Raw genomic sequence first — 18029 nt, forward strand, 5'->3', positions numbered from 1 at the left:
GGCGGGTCAGCTCCTCACGAGGGTCGCGGCGGCCGGGGCGGGGACGCGCTGTGCGAGCGGGATCACGGGCGGGACCGCCTCCGGCGGCTCGCCGAGCAGCACCCGCCGTACGACGCGCTCGGCGGCCCGGCCGTCGTCGAACTCGCAGAACCGCTCCCGGAACGCGGCCCGCAGGGCCGCGGCCTTTGCGCCCGCGTACGAGCCGTCACGGAAGACGGCGGCCAGCTCCTTCGGGGTGCGCGCGACCGGTCCCGGCGGCTCGGCCGGCAGGTCGAAGTAGACGCCCCGCGTCTCCCGGTACACCTCCCAGTCGTCGGCGTACACGACGATCGGCCGGTCCAGGTTGGCGTAGTCGAACATGATCGAGGAGTAGTCGGTGACCAGCGCGTCCGCCGCCAGGCACACGTCCTCCGAGGAGCGGTGCGCGGTGACGTCGATGACGCGGCCGTCGCCGCGGCCGAGCCGCCCCTGGTCGTAGAAGTAGTGGGCGCGCAGGAGTACGACGACGTCCTCGCCGGCCGCCTCGCAGAAGGCCTCCAGGTCCAGGCCGGGCTCGAAGCCGGTGTGGTGGTCGCGGTGGGTGGGTGCGTAGAGGACGGCCGTGCTGCCCTCCGGGACGCCCAGCCGCCGTCTGATCCGCGCCACGTCCTCGGCGGTCGCCGTGTAGTAGACGTCGTTGCGCGGATAGCCGTACTCCAGCGCCTCCCAGGAGCCGGGGAAGGCGCGCTCCCACATCTGGGTGGAGTGGCGGTTGGCGGAGAGGTTGAAGTCCCAGCGGTCCACCCGGCCCAGCAGCCTGGTGAAGCTGCCCGACTGCGCCGCCACCACCGGGTACGTCGACTGGTCCACGCCCATCGTCTTCAGCGGGGTGCCGTGCTGGGTCTGGAGGTGCACGCTGCCGGGGCGCTTGACGATCCCCTCGGCGAAGTTGGCGTTGTTGACCAGGTACTTGGCCCGGGCCAGCACCTCCCAGTAGCGCCGGGAGCCGATCACCGCGTGCTCCACGTCCTCCGGCATCGTGTGCGCCTGGTCGGCCTCGACCAGGAACACCGCGCGGATGTGCGGGGCGAGTTCGCGGGCCTTGGCGTGGATCGCGGCCGGGTTGCAGGCGTAGCCCCGGCCCCAGTAGGCGCAGTACACGGCCAGGTTCTCGTCGAGCGGGCGGCGCAGATCGCGGACGTAGCGCAGCCGGGTGCGCACCGCGCGCGGGCGCGGCAGGCGCTCGGCGGCGTTCGAGGCCAGCTGGTTGGCGCCGCGCAACGCCCGGACGCTGTACGCCCCGGTCGCCAGCAGCCGGTGCTGCACGCCCAGGCTGCCGTCCGGCGCCCGGAAACCGGCCGGCCGGTGGCGCCGGTAGAGCCGGGCGGCGCGGCGGAAGAACGCCCGGTGCCCGGACGGCAGCCGCTCCGGCCGGGATGCGGTCTTCAGCACACAGGTGAACAGCTGCTCGAAGAGCGCGCGCGCCCGCTCGGCGGGCAGCTCCTGTTCGGCGGCCCGGGTCAGCACCAGCTCCACCTGGTCGAGCAGGTCGTGCTGGTGCGGCCCCGGCAGATTGAGCCGGCTGCCCTGCCGGCGCAGCCGGTGCCGTACGACGACCCGGCGCAGCACCGCGATCCGCCCGGCCGCGAGCGTGGTGAGCCCGCCCCAGCCGAGGTCGGTGAAGTGGCTGTCCGGAAAGGTGAGTTCGTGCTCGGTGAGGAAGCTGCGGCGGTAGACCGCGCTCCAGGCCGGGAGCTGCACGCCGGTCAGCTCCGGCAGGTCGGCGGGGGCGAAGGCGCTCTTCGGGGCACCGGCGAACAGGGGCCTGGCCGGGTTGGTCGGCTCGCCCTCCCACCAGGGGGCGCGCTCGTGCTCGGCATAGAGCACGTCCACGTCGGCGGTCTCGGTCAACCGGGCGTCCAGCGCCGCGAGCGCGCCCGGCAGCAGCAGGTCGTCGCCGTCGAGGAACAGCACATACGCGCCGGTCGCGGCCCGGATCCCGGCATTGCGCGCCCCGCTCAGACCGGCGGACGGCGGCGAGTGGACCGGGGTCACCCGGGAGTCCCGCTCGGCGTGTCCGGCGGCCACGGCGGCGGCCGGGGAGTCGGGGGCGTCGCAGACCGGGATCAGCTGCAGATCGCCGAACGACTGGCCGAGGACCGAGTCCAGCGCCTGGGCCAGCCGGGCGGCGACCCCGTGGGACGGGACGATGATGCTGAAGCGGGGCATGCTGTTCTCTCTGTTGTCTTGCGGACGCGTGTCCTGCGGACGAGACCTGCCATGCGACCGGGCCGCCCCGCCGGACGCCAGGTGGAGGGCCGGCTCGGGGTGGGCCGCGTCGAGCCGAGGGGCACGGGGACTCCCGGAGGGACCAACGCCGTTCAGCACCTCTCGGTGACGGAAGGGGGACCGGCAGGTTGCGGCACGGTGGCCAGCGGCGAGCGCGCGCAGGCCGACGGCACCGGCTTGCGCTCCTGGAGCGGCACCACCGGCGGCAGACCCGTCTCGCCCAGCACCACATGCCGTACGACCCGCTCGGCGGCGTGTCCGTCGTCGTACGGGCAGAAGCGCTGCCGGAACGCCGCCCGCAGCTGGGCCGAGCGCGAGCCGCGCCACTGACCGGTCGCGAAGATGTCGATCAGCTCGTCCTCGCTGCGCGCGACCGCGCCCGGCGGGAAGGCACGCAGGTCGAAGTAGGTACCGCGGGCCGCCTGGTATGCCTCCCAGTCGCCGGTGTGGACCACGATCGGCCGGTCCAGGCCGGCGTAGTCGAACATGATCGACGAGTAGTCGGTGACCAGCACGTCCGAGGCAAGACACAGGGACTGCACGCTCGGACGGTCACCGACGTCGATGATCCGGCCGCCCGTGCCCAGAGGGCCGCCGCCGTGTACGGGGTGCGGTCGGGCCAGGATCACGAAGCGCGGGCCGAGACGGCGCACGATCCGCTCCAGGTCCAGCAGCGGGCGCTGGGTGCGCAGATGATCGCGGAAGGTCGGCGCGTACAGGATCGCCACCGAGCCCTCCGGGATGCCCAGCGACTCTCGCAGCCGGGTCACGTCCGCTGAGGTCGCCCGCTGGAAGACGTCGTTGCGCGGGGCGCCGTACTCCAGCGTGGTGTAGCGGCCCGGGAAGACGCGCTCCCAGGTCAGGGTCGAGTGCCGGTTGCCGGACAGGACGAGGTCCCACTGGTCGACGCCGCGCAGCAGTTCGGCGAAGTCGGTGTCGCGGGCCGCCGCGGGGCGCTCCTGGAGGTCCAGGCCCATGTGCTTGAGCGGAGTGCCCTGCCGGGTCTGGACCAGGATCTGTCCGGGCCGCTTGCGCAGGTCCCGGTCCAGCACGTCGTCGGTGACCAGGTACTTGGCGCGGGCCAGCGCCGTCCAGTAGGCGGCGCTGCCGGGCCGCAGCCGGCGCGGGCCGGGCGGGACCGCGTGCTGGTGCTCGGGGCGGGCGATCCAGGCGGTGCGGATGTGCGGGGCGTGGGTGCGGAAGGCCTCCTCCAGGGCGCCGGGGTCGCCGCCATGGCCCCGGCCGGCCCCGGAGGTGAACACCGCCCGGTCGGTGCGGACGGGCAGCCGCAGCTGGATCCGGTAGTGCAGCCGCAGCACTCCGGTCCACACGGCGCGGACCAGCTTCAGCACCGCCTTGGACATGCGCCGGCGCGCCGCCGAGACCAGCCGGAACGCACGGAAGGTGCGGTGCAGACCGAAGCGGACCAGGACGTTGCGCCGCCGCATCCGGGTGCCGGGGACCCGGTAGCGGCGGTAGTGGGCGCGGGCCCGGCGCAGGAACTCGCCGTGGCTGCCGCGCGGCAGCCGGTCCGGCTTGGCGAACACCGTGGCGTAGTGGTCGATCATGCGGCGGAACAGGTCCGGCCGCCACCGCGCCAGTTCGGGATGGGCCTCGACATACGCGAACACCCGGTCGTACTGCTCGAAGAGATCGAAGTGCTTGCGGCTGGTGGTGCCGAGGATGCTGCCCTGCCGGCGCTGCCGGTAGTGCACGCACACCCGGTCCAGGGTGGCGATCGACTCCGCCGCCATCAGCACCGGGAAGGTCCAGGGGGTGTCCTCGTAGTAGCCCGGCGGGAAGGTGAAACCATGGCCGGCCACGAACTCCCGCCGGCACGCCTTGTTCCAGGCCACCATCAGCACCCGGAGCAGCCCCGGCCGGTCCTCCAGGCGGAACGGCGCCGGGCCCTGCTCGGTGAGCGGGGCGGACAGCTGGTTGCGCACCGCCCGGCCGTCCCAGTAGGTGCGCGCGTAGTCGTACACCAGGACGTCGGGCTCGCCGGACTCCTTGATCCGGTCGGCCATCGAGCGCAGCGCGTCCGGGGTGAGGGTGTCGTCGCTGTCCAGGAAGACCAGGTAGTCACCGGTCGCCTCGGCCAGGCCGGCGTTCCGGGCCCGCCCGAGCCCCTGGTTCTCGGCCAGGTGCACGGGCCGCACGCGCGCATCGCGGGCCGCGTACTCGTCGATGATCGCCCCGCAGGCATCCGGTGAGCAGTCGTCCACGGCGATCAGTTCCAGATCGGGATACGACTGCGAGAGCACCGAGTCCAGGCACTCGGAGAGATACGCCTGGACCTTGTACGCGGGGACAATGACACTGAACCTGGGCAAGGGGCATCCATGGGTCGTCGGTCGGCGCGGGGGTTCTGACCGGAAACGGCCGATGGTGTGAATTGGTTACGGTTCATGCGGCATATGGGGGACATCAGGTGAACGCCAGAGGGCGGGCCCGGGAAGGCCCGCCCTCGTCGCAGCCGGTGGCCGTGGCTACTTGACCGCGCCCGCCATCACCCCGGACACGAACTGCCGCTGGAACGCGAAGAACACGGCCAGCGGGATCACCATGGAGATGAACGCACCGGGTGCCAGCACGTCGATGTTGTTGCCGAACTGCCGTACCTGCGTCTGCAGCGCGACCGTGATCGGCTGGGTGCCCGACTTGGTGAACACCAGCGCGACCAGCATGTCGTTCCACACCCACAGGAACTGGAAGATGGCGAGGCTGGCGATCGCCGGCCCGCCGAGGGGCATCACCACCCGGGCGAACAGCCGCAGTTCACCGGCGCCGTCGAGGCGGGCCGCCTCCAGCAGTTCGCGCGGGATCTCCGCGAAGAAGTTCCGCAGCAGGAACACCGCGAACGGCAGTCCGAAGCCGGTGTGGAACAGGATCACCCCGAGGATCGTCCCGAACAGGCCGACCTTGCCGAACAGTTCGGCGATCGGGATCAGCGCCACCTGCACCGGCACCACCAGCAGGCTCACCACTCCCAGGAACCACCAGTCCCGGCCCGGGAACTCCATCCACGCGAACGCGTAGCCCGCGAGGGAGCCGACCACGACGACCAGCAGCGTCGCCGGGACCGTGATCAGCACGGTGTTCCACAGGGAGTGGGTGATGTCGCCGTTCTCCAGCAGCTTGCGGTAGCTGTCGAAGGTCAGCTGGGACGGCTTGGTGAACACCTTCCACCAGCCGCTCGCGCTCATGTCCTCGGGCGCGCGCAGCGAGGAGATGAGCAGACCGAACGTCGGCACCAGCCAGAACAGGCCCACGACGATCAGGAACACCCGGACCAGGCCGCCGCTCAGCCTCTCGGCGATCTTCGAGCCGAGGGACTGCCGCGCCTTCACCGTCTGGACGGGCCCGACCTTCCCGATGCTTCCGGCGGTCGCCGTCATCGCCGCACCTCCCGCCTCAGCCGACGGATGTTGAACGCCATCACCGGGATCACCAGCACCAGCAGCAGCACCGCGATCGCGCTCGCGACGCCCGGCTGGTTCTCCGCGAAGCCCTTGCGGTACAGCTCCAGGGCGAGCACGTCGGCGTCGTCCTGGGAGGAGCCCGGCGCGATGATGTAGACGAGGTCGAACACCTTCAGCACGTTGATCATCAGCGTGACGGTGACGACCGCGAGGACCGGCGCGAGCAGCGGCACGGTGACCCTGCGGAACACCTGCCACTCGTTGGCGCCGTCCACCCGCGCCGCCTCCAGCAGCTCCCGGGGCACGCCCGCGAGCCCGGCCGCGATCAGCACCATCGCGAAGCCCGCCCACATCCACACGTACGCCCCGATGATCGCCGGGGTGACCAGCGCCGGGCCGAGCCACTCGACGCCGTTGTACGGCTCCTTGAAGTTGCTCGCCGGGAGCCGCAGCCGGGCCCCGTCGGCGGAGGCGGGCAGTGTGAAGGTGCCGTCGCCGGCGGCCTTGGCGGAGGCGACCACCCTGCCGTCCTTCACCGCCTCGATCCGCATCCCGGCATAGCCCAGCTCGGACGGGTCGGGCGCGCCGAGCCGGCCGACACCCTTGCCGCGCGTGAAGTCCTGCCAGGTGGTGCCGGTGATCTTCCCCGGCTCGGGCCTGGCGGCCACGGCCTTCTTCGCGCTGTCCGGCATCTGGTCCGGGGCGACGCCGACGAGGGGGAGGGTGACCGCCTGGCCGGCGTGGACGGTGGCCTTGGTGATGAAGCCGCCGTTCTGCGCGACCAGCGGCGACTCGCGGCCCGGGTGGGCCTTCGGGAACGCCGACGACTGTGCGAAGGTGTCGTGGACGCCCACCCACACCGCGTTCGCGACGCCCTTGTGCGGATCCTGGTCGTACACCAGCCGGAAGATGATCCCGGCCGCCAGCATCGAGATCGCCATGGGCATGAAGACGACCAGCTTGAACGCCGTACCCCAGCGCACCCGTTCGGTCAGCACCGCGAAGACCAGACCGAGCGCGGTGGAGACCGTGGGCGCGAACACCACCCAGATGACGTTGTTTTTCAGGGCGGTGCGGATGCCGTCGTCGGTGAAGAGCGTCCTGTAGTTGTCGACGCCGGAGAAACCGTCGCCGGAGGCGTTGTAGAAGCTGCGGATGACCGAGTACCCGATCGGGTAGACCACGAGCGCGCCGAGGAGCACCAGGGCGGGCAGCAGAAACAGGGCTGCCACGGTCCTGCGGGTGCCGGTCACGCTCCTACGACTGCGGGGCGCGGCGGGACCCGGTGGGGCCCCCGCCGCCGTTGCCGCCGACGCCATGGCCGGATCAGCTCCCGCTTCCGTACGCGGCCGCCGCGTCCTTCTCCAGCTTCGCCTGGGTGCCCGCCACGTCCGTCGGGTTCTTCAGGAAGTCCTGCAGGTCCTTCCACTCACCCTTGCCGGGGGTGCCGCCGAAGGCCTGCGGTGTCTGGTCGGACATGTCGAAGCGGAAGTCGTCGCCGGACGCGATCAGCGCCTTGGCGATCTTCTGCTGCACCGCGTTCGGGTACGCCGAGATCGGCACGTTCTTGTTCGGCGAGAGGAAACCGCCGAGCTTCGCCTCGATCGTCGCCGCGTCCGGGGAGGCGAGGAAGGTGACCAGGGCCTGGGCCGCCTTGGAGTCCTTCAGGACCACCGCCGCGTCACCGCCGGAGACCACCGGCGCGGTGGAGCCGACCGCCGGGAACGGGAACACCTTCGCGTCCGTGCCCACCTTCGCCTTGGTCTCACCGATGTTGACCTGTACGAAGTCGCCCTCGTAGACCATCGCGGACTTCGGCTGGTCGCCGCCGGTGAAGGTCTGGGTGACCGAGGCCGGGAACTCCGTCTGCAGTGCGCCGTCCTGGCCGCCCGCGAGATAGTCCTTCTTGCCCCAGATCTGCGCCAGCGTGGTCAGTGCCTGTTTCACTGACGGATCGGTCCACTTGATCTTGTGCTGGGCGAGCTGGTCGTACTTCTCCGGGCCCGCCTGGGACAGATACACGTTCTCGAACCAGTCCGTCAGCGGCCAGCCGTCCGCGCCGGCCACCGAGAACGGCGTGACACCGGAGTCGTACACTGCCTGCGCGGCGCCCAGCAAGTCCTTCCAGGTCTTCGGCTCCTTGGCGTTCGCGTTCTCGAAGACCTTGGCGTTGTACCAGATCAGCGACTTGTTGGCGGCCTTGTAGTACATCCCGTACTGCTTGCCGCCGACCTTGCCGATGTCCTGCCAGCCCTGGGAGTAGTTCTTCTGCAGCTCCTTCAGGGCGTCCGGCCCGAGCGGCTTGGCCCATCCGCGCTGCACGGCCTGCTTGATGGCGCCGGGCTGCGGCAGCATGGCCACGTCCGGCGGCTGGCCACCCGCGATCTTCGAACCGACGAAGTTGATGATCGGGTCCTGGGCGGGCACGAAGGTGACCTTCGCGCCGGTGCGCTTCTCGAACTCGGCCAGGACCTGCTTGAAGTTCTTCTGCTCCTGACCGGTCCAGACGGCGGCGATCTCCAGGTTCGTGCCGTTCAGCTTCGGCAGGGTGACGGTGGAGCCGGTGGCCCCGCCGGTCTTCCCGCCGCTGCCCTTGTCGCCGTTGTCCTTGCTGCTGGAGCAGGCGCAAAGGGCGAGGGCTCCCGTGAGCAGAGCGGCGAGTGCGGTGACGGTCCTCTTTGTCCGGATGGTGCTGCTGCTGTGGGTGCGCATCACTTCCCCGTTCGTCGTTCCTCGTTGAACGTCGTCGAGCGTGTCCCGTGCGGTCCGGTCTACGCCGGGCCGCTCAGGGGCGGCAAGAGCGCCTGCGGCGTCGAGCGGCGCATCGTGACCGGCTCGTGACCGGGGGTGTATGCGGCCTTCCTGGTTACAACAGTGTCTCCGGCTACAGCAGGGACGGCACCTCCGCCGCCGACACCTCCCGGGCCGCCCGCTGCACCGCGCTCGCCAGCAGGGCCAGGTCGGTCGGGCCGTTGCCCAGCTCCCGTACGGGCCGGCGGGCCGGGGGGTCGCCCATGCGCTGCCAGTCCAGCGGGACCACCGTGGGCCGCTGGGTCGCGGTACGCGGGATACGGCCCGTCACCCGGCCGCCCTGGAAACCGACGACCCGCCCGTCCGCGTACGCCAGCCGCCCACGCCCCGGCGCCGGTTCGGCCGGTCCCTGCTGCGCAGCGTCCAGCACGACCCGCAGGGCCGCCCGCCGCGCGGGCTCGGTCTCCGCCGTACGACCGCCGGTCCCGGCAGCCGCCACCAGATGCACCCCGAGCCGCTCGCCCTCCCGGGCCACCGCCTCCAGCGCGCGCATCACCGAACCGGCGGCGGGCCGGCCCGGCGAGCCGAGCGGGGGCGAGACCAGCGCGTCCAGGTCGTCCACGACGATCACGAGCCGCGGCAACGGCGGCGCTGCCCCGTCCCGCTGCCGCGTGGCCCCGCCCGGCCGCAGCCGCAGGGTGGAGCTGGGCGGCGCCTCTACGTCACCGCCGGCGGGGGCCGGGGTGCGCTGGGCGACGATACGGCCGGACACCGCCTGGCCCGCATGCCACTGCGCGAAGTCCGTCCGCCCCAGCAGCTCCGCGCGCCGCTTCAGCTCGGCCGCCAGCGACTGGGCGAACTCCCGCATGCGCACGGGGTCGTTGGCGACGAGGTGGGTGGTGACATGCGGTATGTCGGTGCATCCGCGTAGTCCCTCACCGTGCGCGGGGCTGGTGCCGACCCCGTCCCGGCCGTCGATCAGCACGAGGCCCAGCCGGTCCGGCCGCTCGGCGGCGGCCAGCGAGGCCACCACGGCCCGCAGCAACTCCGTACGACCGCTGCCGGCCGGCCCCTCGACCAGCAGATGCGGTCCGTCGGCCACCAGGTCGGCGGTGAGCGGCCCGCGCGGCCCGGCACCGAGTATGGCCCGCGCCCGGCCGCCCAGCGCCTGGGTGTCGTCGGCCGCGTCGGCCCAGCGCGCCATCAGCGACGCCGGGGTGGCCCGAGCCAGCCCCAACTCGTCGAGCAGCCGCGCCGACTGCGGCAGGGGCGTCGCCACGCGTGTGTCCCGCTCGCCGGCCGGGCCGTCCGGCCGCAGCGGCGCCAGCGCCCGGGCGAACCGCTCCGCCCAGGCGACGGACACGGCGTCCACGGCGGCGAGCGTTCCCGGTCCGACGGGTCCGCCCGGCGCCACTCGCAGCAGGCGCAGGGCCGTCGCGACATCCCCGCTGAGCAGCGCCACGGCACCGCAGTGCCGGAACGTCGGCGTCACCGCGCACGCCGCCTCGTACGTCCGCGTCACGGGGGAGGCGGGCGAGGCGGGGTCGGTCTCGGCGAGACAGACCACGTGGATCCCGGCCCGCGGCCCGGCCACGGCCAGCCGTGCGACCGCGTCCCGCAGCGCGCTGCCGCCGGGGTCTCCGTCCACGACGACGACGGTGTAGGGCCCGGCGAAACCACTGCTCGCGCCGACCTCGGCGTCCTCCTTGGCCCAGGAGGGGCGGCGGACGGGGGTCGAGGGGGTGGCCGGCGGGCGGGTGCCGGTGTGGGGAGGGGAGGTGGGGGCGGGTCCCTGTGACGGGGCGCCGGCCGTGCTGGGGGTGGTGGCCCACTCGGCGGGCGCGCTCTCGGCCGGGACCTGCGCGGGAGGGCCGAAGGCCTCGGCGGGGGTGCCGGGGTGGCCGGAGACGAGGCCCTGGGCTTGTGTGCCCGGGGTGAGGGTGGCGCCGCGGTCGCTCGTGGCCCCGCCCGCTTCGAAGCGGGCGGCCTGGGTGGCACCGGACTGCTGGCCGTGCGCGGGGGCGCCCGGTGCGATGCCGGGTGTCGCGGTGCGGGTGGGGTGCGCCGCGGTTCGGCCGGTCGCGGCGTGGTCGTCGACCCGGCGCAGGAGCTCCTCCGTGCGGGCCGCCGCCTGCTCGCGGTCGTAGGCCAGCAGCAGCCGGCAGTCCTGGCCGTGCCCGGGCCGGACATGCGGGAGCCAGCCCAGCCAGGACCACTCGGCCGTGCGCTCCTCCACGGGGCGGGAGCGGTCGGCGCTGATCAGCACGATCTCCAGCAGGTCGGGCGAGTGCAGCGCGGCCAGCTGGGCCAGCACCGCGCGGGTCAGCCCGGACAACCGGGGGCGCGGACCGGCCAGGCCCAGCGCGCCCGCCTCGCGCAGCGCCGCCGTCACGGGCACCGCGGGCACCGGGCCGGAGCCGTCCGGCGCGCTCCGGTCCGCCGTGCCGAGCCGCACGGTCAGCGTCTCCGGGTGACCGGGCCCGCGCTCCCACAGCCGGGACCCGGGGCCGAGTGCCGTCAGCAGCAGTGCGGCCGGATCCGGCCAGGTCTCGGGCTGCTTCGGCGCGGTGGCCGCCGGGCCGGTGACGGTACGGGTGTCGGTGCCGTCGTAGGCCTCGGGACCGGTGGACTGCTCGCCACGCGCACCGGCCAGCCGGCGCGCCCAGGCGCCGAGGCCACGCCGGCGTGCGCCCTGCGGGGCGTCGATGCCGTGCAGGGGGGTGGCCTTGCGCCCGCTGTCCAGCGGCTCCCCGTCCGTCTCCCCGACTCCGAAGCGCCCCGCGTGCGTGTCTCCGCCGGAAGCGGCACCGGACGCGCTCTCGATCCGGGGCGCCCCGCCCTGCCCAGGCACCACGGCCGACCCCCGCCGATGCTCCTGGCCCCCACTGCCCGAGGTACCCCAGCCACCCGAGCCGTAGCTGTGCTGCCCGATCTCGGAGGCGCCTTCGGCACTTGCGGACGTCGGTCCGCTCACACCACTGGCACCGGCAGTCGCCGAGGGCGCGTCACCCCCACCGGGACCACCGGCACCCGGCAACGCGTCCCGGACGACCCGAAGGCACCCCTCACCGTCGGCGACCGTCCGTGCTCCCGGTCCCCCGGACGGAGCAACCCGAAGCGCCGACTCCCCGATCCGCAGCAAGCCGCCGGCAGGGACCCGCACCGGACGCTCGCCCACCGGCACCCCGTCCAGCGTCGTGCCGTTCGTGGAGCCGAGGTCGGCGACCGACACGCGCCCGTCCGCGCCGACCGTGACCGCGCAGTGCAGCCGGGACACGTCGGGGTCGTCCAGCGGCACGTCCGCGTCGGCCGAGCGGCCCACGGTGATCCGGCCGCCGTGCAGGAGATGGACCCCGCCCGCGTCCGGGCCCGCGACGACATGCAGCTGGGTCGGCGCGTCGTCGAGTTCGGGATGCGGCTCGGCGGCCGCCGGCGCGCCCAGGGACAGCACCGCGCCGTCGACCAGCGGGGGCTCGCCGAGGGTGCAGCGGCGCGGATCGAGCCGGTCGGTGCCGGCGTACAGCACCGGCGCGCCGCCGGTGTCGCGGCCCTCCCCGGTGACCGCGCCGGCCAGCGCCGACGCGACCGCGGCCAGGTCCGTGCCCGTGGGCGCCGTGACCAGCACGTCGCGGCTCGCGGCGCGGCCCCGCTGCGGGGGCGGGCCCAGCGGGTCTACGACGGTCAGCCGGATCTGCATCGGCGTCAGCGGTCCCTTCTGCGCGGGTCTGCGCGGGACGGACTACCCCCCACCCCACACGAGCACGTCGGCCAGTACTGGAAGGCATCCTCGCACCTGCCACTGACAACGCGCCCGGAACCCGGCACCAAGTGATCTTGATTGGTCGGCTCTGCCCCCAAAAGTGCCTGACCAGTGGTGCACGGGCGATCACTTGAGATCGGTCACGTCCGGCTTCGGCAACCAGGAGACCGGGAAGCGCGTCTTTCCGTCGACACGTGGTGCCGACGAGGGCGGCACTACAGTGGTCCGGAGCAACCGGAACGACAACCGGAACGCAGGCAAGCAAGCATCAGCAAGCAGCAGGGAGCGCGTGACGTGCGGCCAGTCGGCAGCAAGTACCTGCTTGAGGAGCCGCTCGGACGCGGCGCCACAGGCACCGTCTGGCGTGCCCGCCAGCGCGAGACCGCGGGCGCCGAGGCGGCCGTACCCGGGCAGCCCGGCGAGACGGTCGCGATCAAGGTCCTGAAGGAAGAGCTGGCGAGCGACCCGGACATCGTGATGCGCTTCCTGCGCGAGCGCTCCGTCCTGCTCCGCCTCACCCACCCGAACATCGTCCGGGTCCGCGACCTGGTCGTCGAGGGCGATCTGCTCGCCCTGGTGATGGACCTCGTCGACGGCCCCGACCTGCACCGCTACCTGCGCGAGAACGGCCCCCTCACACCGGTCGCAGCCGCGCTGATGACCGCGCAGATCGCCGACGCGCTCGCCGCGAGCCACGCCGACGGTGTCGTCCACCGCGACCTGAAGCCCGCCAACGTGCTGCTCATGCAGGCCGGCGGCCAGATGCACCCGATGCTGACCGACTTCGGCATCGCCCGCCTCGCCGACTCCCCGGGCCTGACCCGCACCCAGGAGTTCGTCGGCACGCCCGCGTACGTGGCGCCGGAGTCCGCCGAGGGCCGCCCGCAGACCTCCGCCGTGGACATCTACGGCGCCGGCATCCTGCTGTACGAGCTGGTCACCGGCCGCCCGCCGTTCGCCGGCAGCACCGCGCTGGAGGTGCTGCACCAGCACCTGAGCGCCGAGCCGCGCCGCCCCTCCACCGTCCCGGACCCGCTGTGGACGGTCATAGAGCGCTGCCTGCGCAAGAACCCCGACGAACGGCCCAGCGCCGAGAACCTGGCGCGGGGCCTCAGGGTCGTCGCCGAGGGCATCGGCGTGCACGCGAACGCGGCGCAGATCGCCGCCGCCGAGGGCGTGGGTGCGCTGCTCGCACCCGACCCGGCCCCGACCGCCGTCCCGGGCGTCCCCGGCGCCGCCGACCCCACCCAGGTACTGCGGAACACCGGCCCCCAGGGCGCGTACGACCCCAACGCCGCGACCAGCGTGCTGCCGCACACCGGCGGCCCCGCCGGCGCCGCCGACCCGACCGCCGTACTGCCGAGCACGGGCGCGGCGGACCCGACGGCGGTGCTGCCGAACACCGGCCCGCAGGGGCAGCAGCCCGAGCAGCCGCACCCCTGGCAGACCCAGCTGCGCGCCGCCCGCGACCGCAACGAGCAGACGCAGATCCAGTACCTGTCCCCGGAGGACGATCCGCTGCACCACCGGCCCCAGCGGCAGGTGGCCCGTCCTCAGCAGCCGCAGCGGCAGGCTCCGCAGGCGCGCCCGCAGCAGCCGCAGCCGCGCGGCCGGCAGCAGGGGTACCAGCAGGGGTACGGCTATGCGCCGCAGCAACAGCCCCAGCAGTACGCCCCGCCGCAGGCGCCGCAGCGGTACGCGCCGCCCGCGCCGGAGCCGCAGCGGCCCGCGCGCGAGCCCCGGGCGCCCCGGCAGCGCAGCGCCAACCCGATGAAGATCCCGGGGCTCGGCTGCCTGAAGGGCTGCCTGTTCACGATCGTCATCCTGGTCGTGGCGAGCTGGATGATCTATGAGCTGACCCCGGTGCACACCTGGATCGGCCAGGGGCGGAGCTACTGGCACGAAGTGAGCCACTGGGTCGGCCAGGTGAGCAAGTGGGCCAAGAACCTCGGCGGCTCCTCCGGCGGCGGCAACTGACCGCACGCACGCGTGGCGGCCGATCGCGCGAACTCGCGGTGAGCGACCACGAGTTTGCGGATTTGTCGACACCTGGCGGGTGATTTCCGTCTCCGCGGTGAAGGTTGGCTCCTCGGACGCGTAGTTTTGTCGGCAACACGCGTCTGGTAGGAGCAGTCTTGGCACGGAAGATCGGCAGCCGGTACACCGCGAACCAGATCCTCGGGCGGGGCAGCGCCGGCACGGTGTGGCTGGGCGAGGGGCCGGAGGGTCCCGTCGCGATCAAGCTGCTGCGCGAGGACCTCGCCTCCGACCAGGAGCTCGTCGGACGCTTCGTCCAGGAGCGCACCGCGCTGCTCGGCCTGGAGCACCCGCACATCGTCACCGTGCGCGACCTGGTGGTCGACGGCAACGACCTGGCCCTGGTGATGGACCTCGTGCGCGGCACCGACCTGCGCACCCGGCTGGAGCGCGAGCGCCGGCTCGCCCCCGAGGCGGCCGTGGCGATCGCCGCCGACATCGCCGACGCGCTGGCGGCGGCCCACGCGGCCGGGGTCGTCCACCGGGACGTCAAGCCCGAGAACGTCCTCCTCGACATGCAGGGACCGCTGGGTCCGGGCGGCTCCCACCCCGCCCTGCTGACGGACTTCGGCGTCGCCAAGCTGATCGACTCGCCGAAGCGGACCCGGGCCACGAAGATCATCGGCACGCCGGACTATCTGGCCCCGGAGATCGTCGAGGGCCTGCCGCCGCGCGCGTCCGTGGACATCTACGCCCTGGCGACGGTCCTGTACGAGCTGCTCGCGGGCTTCACCCCGTTCGGCGGAGGCCACCCCGGCGCGGTCCTGCGCCGCCATGTCACCGAGACCGTCGTACCGCTGCCCGGTATCCCGGAGGAGCTGTGGCAGCTGATCGTGCAGTGCCTGGCCAAGGCGCCCGCGTCCCGGCTGCGCGCCTCCGAGCTGGCGGCCCGGCTGCGGGAGCAGCTGCCGACGCTGGCCGGACTGCCGCCGCTGGACGTGGACGAGCCGGAGCCCTCCGAGGGCGCGGCGGCGGAGGAGCCGGGGCCGGCGCCCGCGCATGGTGAGCCGGTGCGACGGCGGGGTGCGGTGTCGCTGGTGCCGGGCGCCAAGCCGGACTCCAACCGGGACACGCACACCTCGATGCGGGTGCCGGGGCCGGACGAGCTCGCGGGCGGCGCGCACGGGACCGCTCGCGCTCCCCGGGCCAGCGGTGCGCCCCGGCCGGGTTCGGCCCGGCACAGGGCCGCGGTGCGGCGGCGCCGGGTGACTCTGGGAGTGGCCGGAGTGGTCCTGGCCGCCGTCGTGGGCGTCGGCGCGTGGCTGGCGTCCGCCGACGGGGACTCGGACACGCCGCAGAACACCCACAGCACGTCGACCCCGTGACCCACCCAGGGGGGCGACCGCGGTACCGGGTGCAGCTCGGCCGGGGAAGGTTGCCACAGCCGTTACGCTTGAAGGCGTGGCAGTCGTCGATGTATCCGAAGAGCTGAAGTCCCTCTCCTCGACCATGGAGTCGATCGAGGCCGTCCTGGACCTCGACAAGCTGAGGGCAGACATCGCCGTGCTCGAGGAGCAGGCGGCCGCGCCGTCCCTCTGGGACAACCCGGACGAGGCGCAGAAGATCACCAGCAAGCTCTCCCACCTCCAGGCCGAGGTCAGGAAGGCGGAGGCGTTGCGCGGCCGGATCGACGATCTCGCCGTCCTCTTCGAGATGGCCGAGGAGGAGGACGACCCGGACACCCGCGCCGAGGCCGAGTCCGAGCTGACCGCGGTGCGCAAGGCGCTGGACGAGATGGAGGTCCGGACGCTGCTCAGCGGTGAGTACGACTCCCGTGAGGCGCTCGTCAACATCCGCGCCGAGGCCGGTGGCGTCGACGCCGCCGACTTCGCCGAGCGACTCCAGCGCATGTACCTGCGCTGGGCCGAGCAGCGCGGCTACAAGACGGAGCTCATCGAGACGTCGTACGCCGAAGAGGCGGGCATCAAGTCGACCACCTTCGCCGTCCAGGCGCCGTATGCCTACGGCACCCTCTCCGTCGAGCAGGGCACGCACCGCCTCGTGCGCATCTCGCCCTTCGACAACCAGGGCCGCCGCCAGACGTCCTTCGCCGGTGTGGAGGTGCTGCCCGTCGTCGAGCAGTCCGACCACGTCGAGATCGACGAGAGCGACCTCCGGATCGACGTGTACCGCTCCTCCGGTCCCGGTGGCCAGGGCGTGAACACCACCGACTCCGCGGTCCGCATCACCCACCTCCCCACCGGCATCGTCGTCTCCTGTCAGAACGAGCGGTCGCAGATCCAGAACAAGGCGACGGCGATGAACGTCCTCCAGGCCAAGCTGCTGGAGCGCCGCCGGCAGGAGGAGCAGGCCAAGATGGACGCCCTCAAGGGCGACGGCGGCAACTCCTGGGGCAACCAGATGCGTTCCTACGTGCTGCACCCGTACCAGATGGTCAAGGACCTGAGGACGGAGTACGAAGTGGGCAACCCCGAGGCCGTGTTCAACGGTGAGATCGACGGATTCCTGGAGGCCGGTATTCGCTGGCGCAAGCAGCAGGAGAAGTAGCTTTGTCGACATGACAACTGCCGCCCGGGAGGCGGCAGTTGTCTTTTGTCTGGGTTTTACATCACACTCACAGGCTTCAACTCACTACAAACGCCCCCCGATGGGACATCGCGCCCGCAACGGCCTTGACGTTGCTTTGAAAAATCGGAAGGGTGAAGTGCGGCATGCGTACTCAAGGGGCGCATGTGAACCGGGGGAATGAGTTGACGCGGACTTCGTCACCGGCTGCCTCCCGTCGATCACGGCAACGCCCCATGCGCGCCTCATTGACGAACAGCTACTGGGGGTAGCAACCATATGACGAAGAAGACGCGAATCCGGGTCGCGCGGATAGCCGCCGGCGCCGTGATCGCGGCCGGTGCGTCACTGACCGCGGCCGGCGCGGCCTCCGCCCTGGACCTCAATGTCCAGGCGGGTCCGATCAGCCTCGGTGTCACCACGGACGGCAATGACACCGACGGGTCGACCCAGGGAACGACCGAGGGTGACATCCAGGGTGCCACTCTGGGCGTGACCGAGGGGACGACCCAGGGGTCCACCCAGGGGTCGACCGAAGGCGACACCCAGGGTTCGACCCAGGGCGACACCCAGGGCACCACCCAGGGCGACACCCAGGGCACGTCCCTCGGGGCCACCGAGGGTGACACCCAGGGTTCGACCCAGGGCGACACTCAGGGCTCGACCCAGGGCGACACTCAGGGCTCGACCCAGGGCAGCACCCAGGGTTCGACCCAGGGCAGCACCCAGGGTTCCACCCAGGGCTCGACGCAGGGCAGCACCCAGGGGTCGACCGAAGGTTCCACCCAGGGCAGCACCGAGGGCGGATCCGGGAACGGCGGTTCCGGCAACGGTGGCTCCGGCAACGGTGGCGGCACCGGCGGACACGGCGGCTCCTCCAGCACCGGCGGCAGCAGCACCGGTGGCTCCTCCAGCACCGGCGGCAACAACGACACCCCGCAGGGCGGCGGCAACGACAACGCCTCGCAGGAGGAAGGGTCCTCGACCCTCACCGACACCGGCTCCGACACCCAGGCGCAGGGCGGCGACAAGCAGCTCGCCGAGACCGGTGCCGGCCAGACCGCGTTCCTGGTCATCGGCGCCGCGACGATGATCGCCGGCGGCATCGGCTTCCGCATCCTGCCGCGTCTGGTCAACGGCCGGGGCGGCGCGGCCGCCTGAGCGTAGCCGTACGGTCACGCAGCGCGCGCGATGCGCACACCGAAGGGCCCGGAGCCTGATGCTCCGGGCCCTGACGGGTTTCTGAGGCTTTTCTTACGCGGTCG

At 72.8% G+C, this 18029-nt stretch carries 10 protein-coding genes; 4 read left to right on the forward strand and 6 right to left on the reverse strand.

The genetic code is table 11. The features are described 5' to 3' along the window. Positions 1-6 precede the first annotated feature (6 nt). The 6 genes from ACWCQS_RS07425 to ACWCQS_RS07450 form a co-directional block, all read right to left on the reverse strand. Positions 7-2208, reverse strand: coding sequence for a bifunctional glycosyltransferase/CDP-glycerol:glycerophosphate glycerophosphotransferase (locus tag ACWCQS_RS07425; protein ID WP_451003564.1), 2202 nt, complete (start codon positions 2206-2208; stop codon positions 7-9). A gap of 152 nt (positions 2209-2360) precedes the next feature. Further along, positions 2361-4601, reverse strand: coding sequence for a bifunctional glycosyltransferase/CDP-glycerol:glycerophosphate glycerophosphotransferase (locus tag ACWCQS_RS07430; RefSeq protein ID WP_451003565.1), 2241 nt, complete (start codon positions 4599-4601; stop codon positions 2361-2363). Between the two features lie 156 nt (positions 4602-4757). Further along, on the reverse strand, positions 4758-5666 hold the full coding sequence (locus tag ACWCQS_RS07435) for a carbohydrate ABC transporter permease (RefSeq protein WP_451003566.1): 909 nt from the start codon (positions 5664-5666) through the stop codon (positions 4758-4760). Next, the gene (locus ACWCQS_RS07440; RefSeq protein WP_451003567.1) at positions 5663-7009 is read right to left on the reverse strand and encodes a carbohydrate ABC transporter permease; all 1347 of its coding nucleotides are present in this window, start codon (positions 7007-7009) and stop codon (positions 5663-5665) included. Before ACWCQS_RS07440 ends, ACWCQS_RS07435 begins: the two co-directional genes overlap by 4 nt. A 7-nt stretch (positions 7010-7016) precedes the next feature. Beyond that, complete coding sequence (locus tag ACWCQS_RS07445; RefSeq protein ID WP_451003568.1) at positions 7017-8402, reverse strand: ABC transporter substrate-binding protein; 1386 nt, start codon at positions 8400-8402, stop codon at positions 7017-7019. A 172-nt stretch (positions 8403-8574) separates the two neighbouring features. After that, the gene (locus ACWCQS_RS07450) at positions 8575-12138 is read right to left on the reverse strand and encodes an FHA domain-containing protein (protein WP_451003569.1); all 3564 of its coding nucleotides are present in this window, start codon (positions 12136-12138) and stop codon (positions 8575-8577) included. Positions 12139-12495: 357 nt separating this feature from the next. Here ACWCQS_RS07450 and ACWCQS_RS07455 point away from each other — a divergent pair, with 357 nt between their 5' ends. The 4 genes from ACWCQS_RS07455 (at position 12496) to ACWCQS_RS07470 (ending at position 17925) form a co-directional block, all read left to right on the forward strand. Continuing rightward, a complete protein-coding gene (locus tag ACWCQS_RS07455; protein ID WP_451003570.1) occupies positions 12496-14178 on the forward strand; it encodes a serine/threonine-protein kinase in 1683 nt (560 codons plus the stop codon). 158 nt (positions 14179-14336) lie between these two features. After that, the gene (locus ACWCQS_RS07460) at positions 14337-15563 is read left to right on the forward strand and encodes a serine/threonine-protein kinase (RefSeq protein WP_451003571.1); all 1227 of its coding nucleotides are present in this window, start codon (positions 14337-14339) and stop codon (positions 15561-15563) included. Positions 15564-15639: 76 nt separating this feature from the next. Continuing rightward, the gene (gene prfB / locus ACWCQS_RS07465) at positions 15640-16746 is read left to right on the forward strand and encodes a peptide chain release factor 2 (RefSeq protein ID WP_450985015.1); all 1107 of its coding nucleotides are present in this window, start codon (positions 15640-15642) and stop codon (positions 16744-16746) included. Between the two features lie 297 nt (positions 16747-17043). Beyond that, positions 17044-17925, forward strand: coding sequence for a hypothetical protein (locus tag ACWCQS_RS07470; protein WP_451003572.1), 882 nt, complete (start codon positions 17044-17046; stop codon positions 17923-17925). The last annotated feature ends 104 nt before the right edge of the window (positions 17926-18029 follow it).

It is taken from the genome of Streptomyces sp. NPDC002076 (assembly GCF_053593835.1).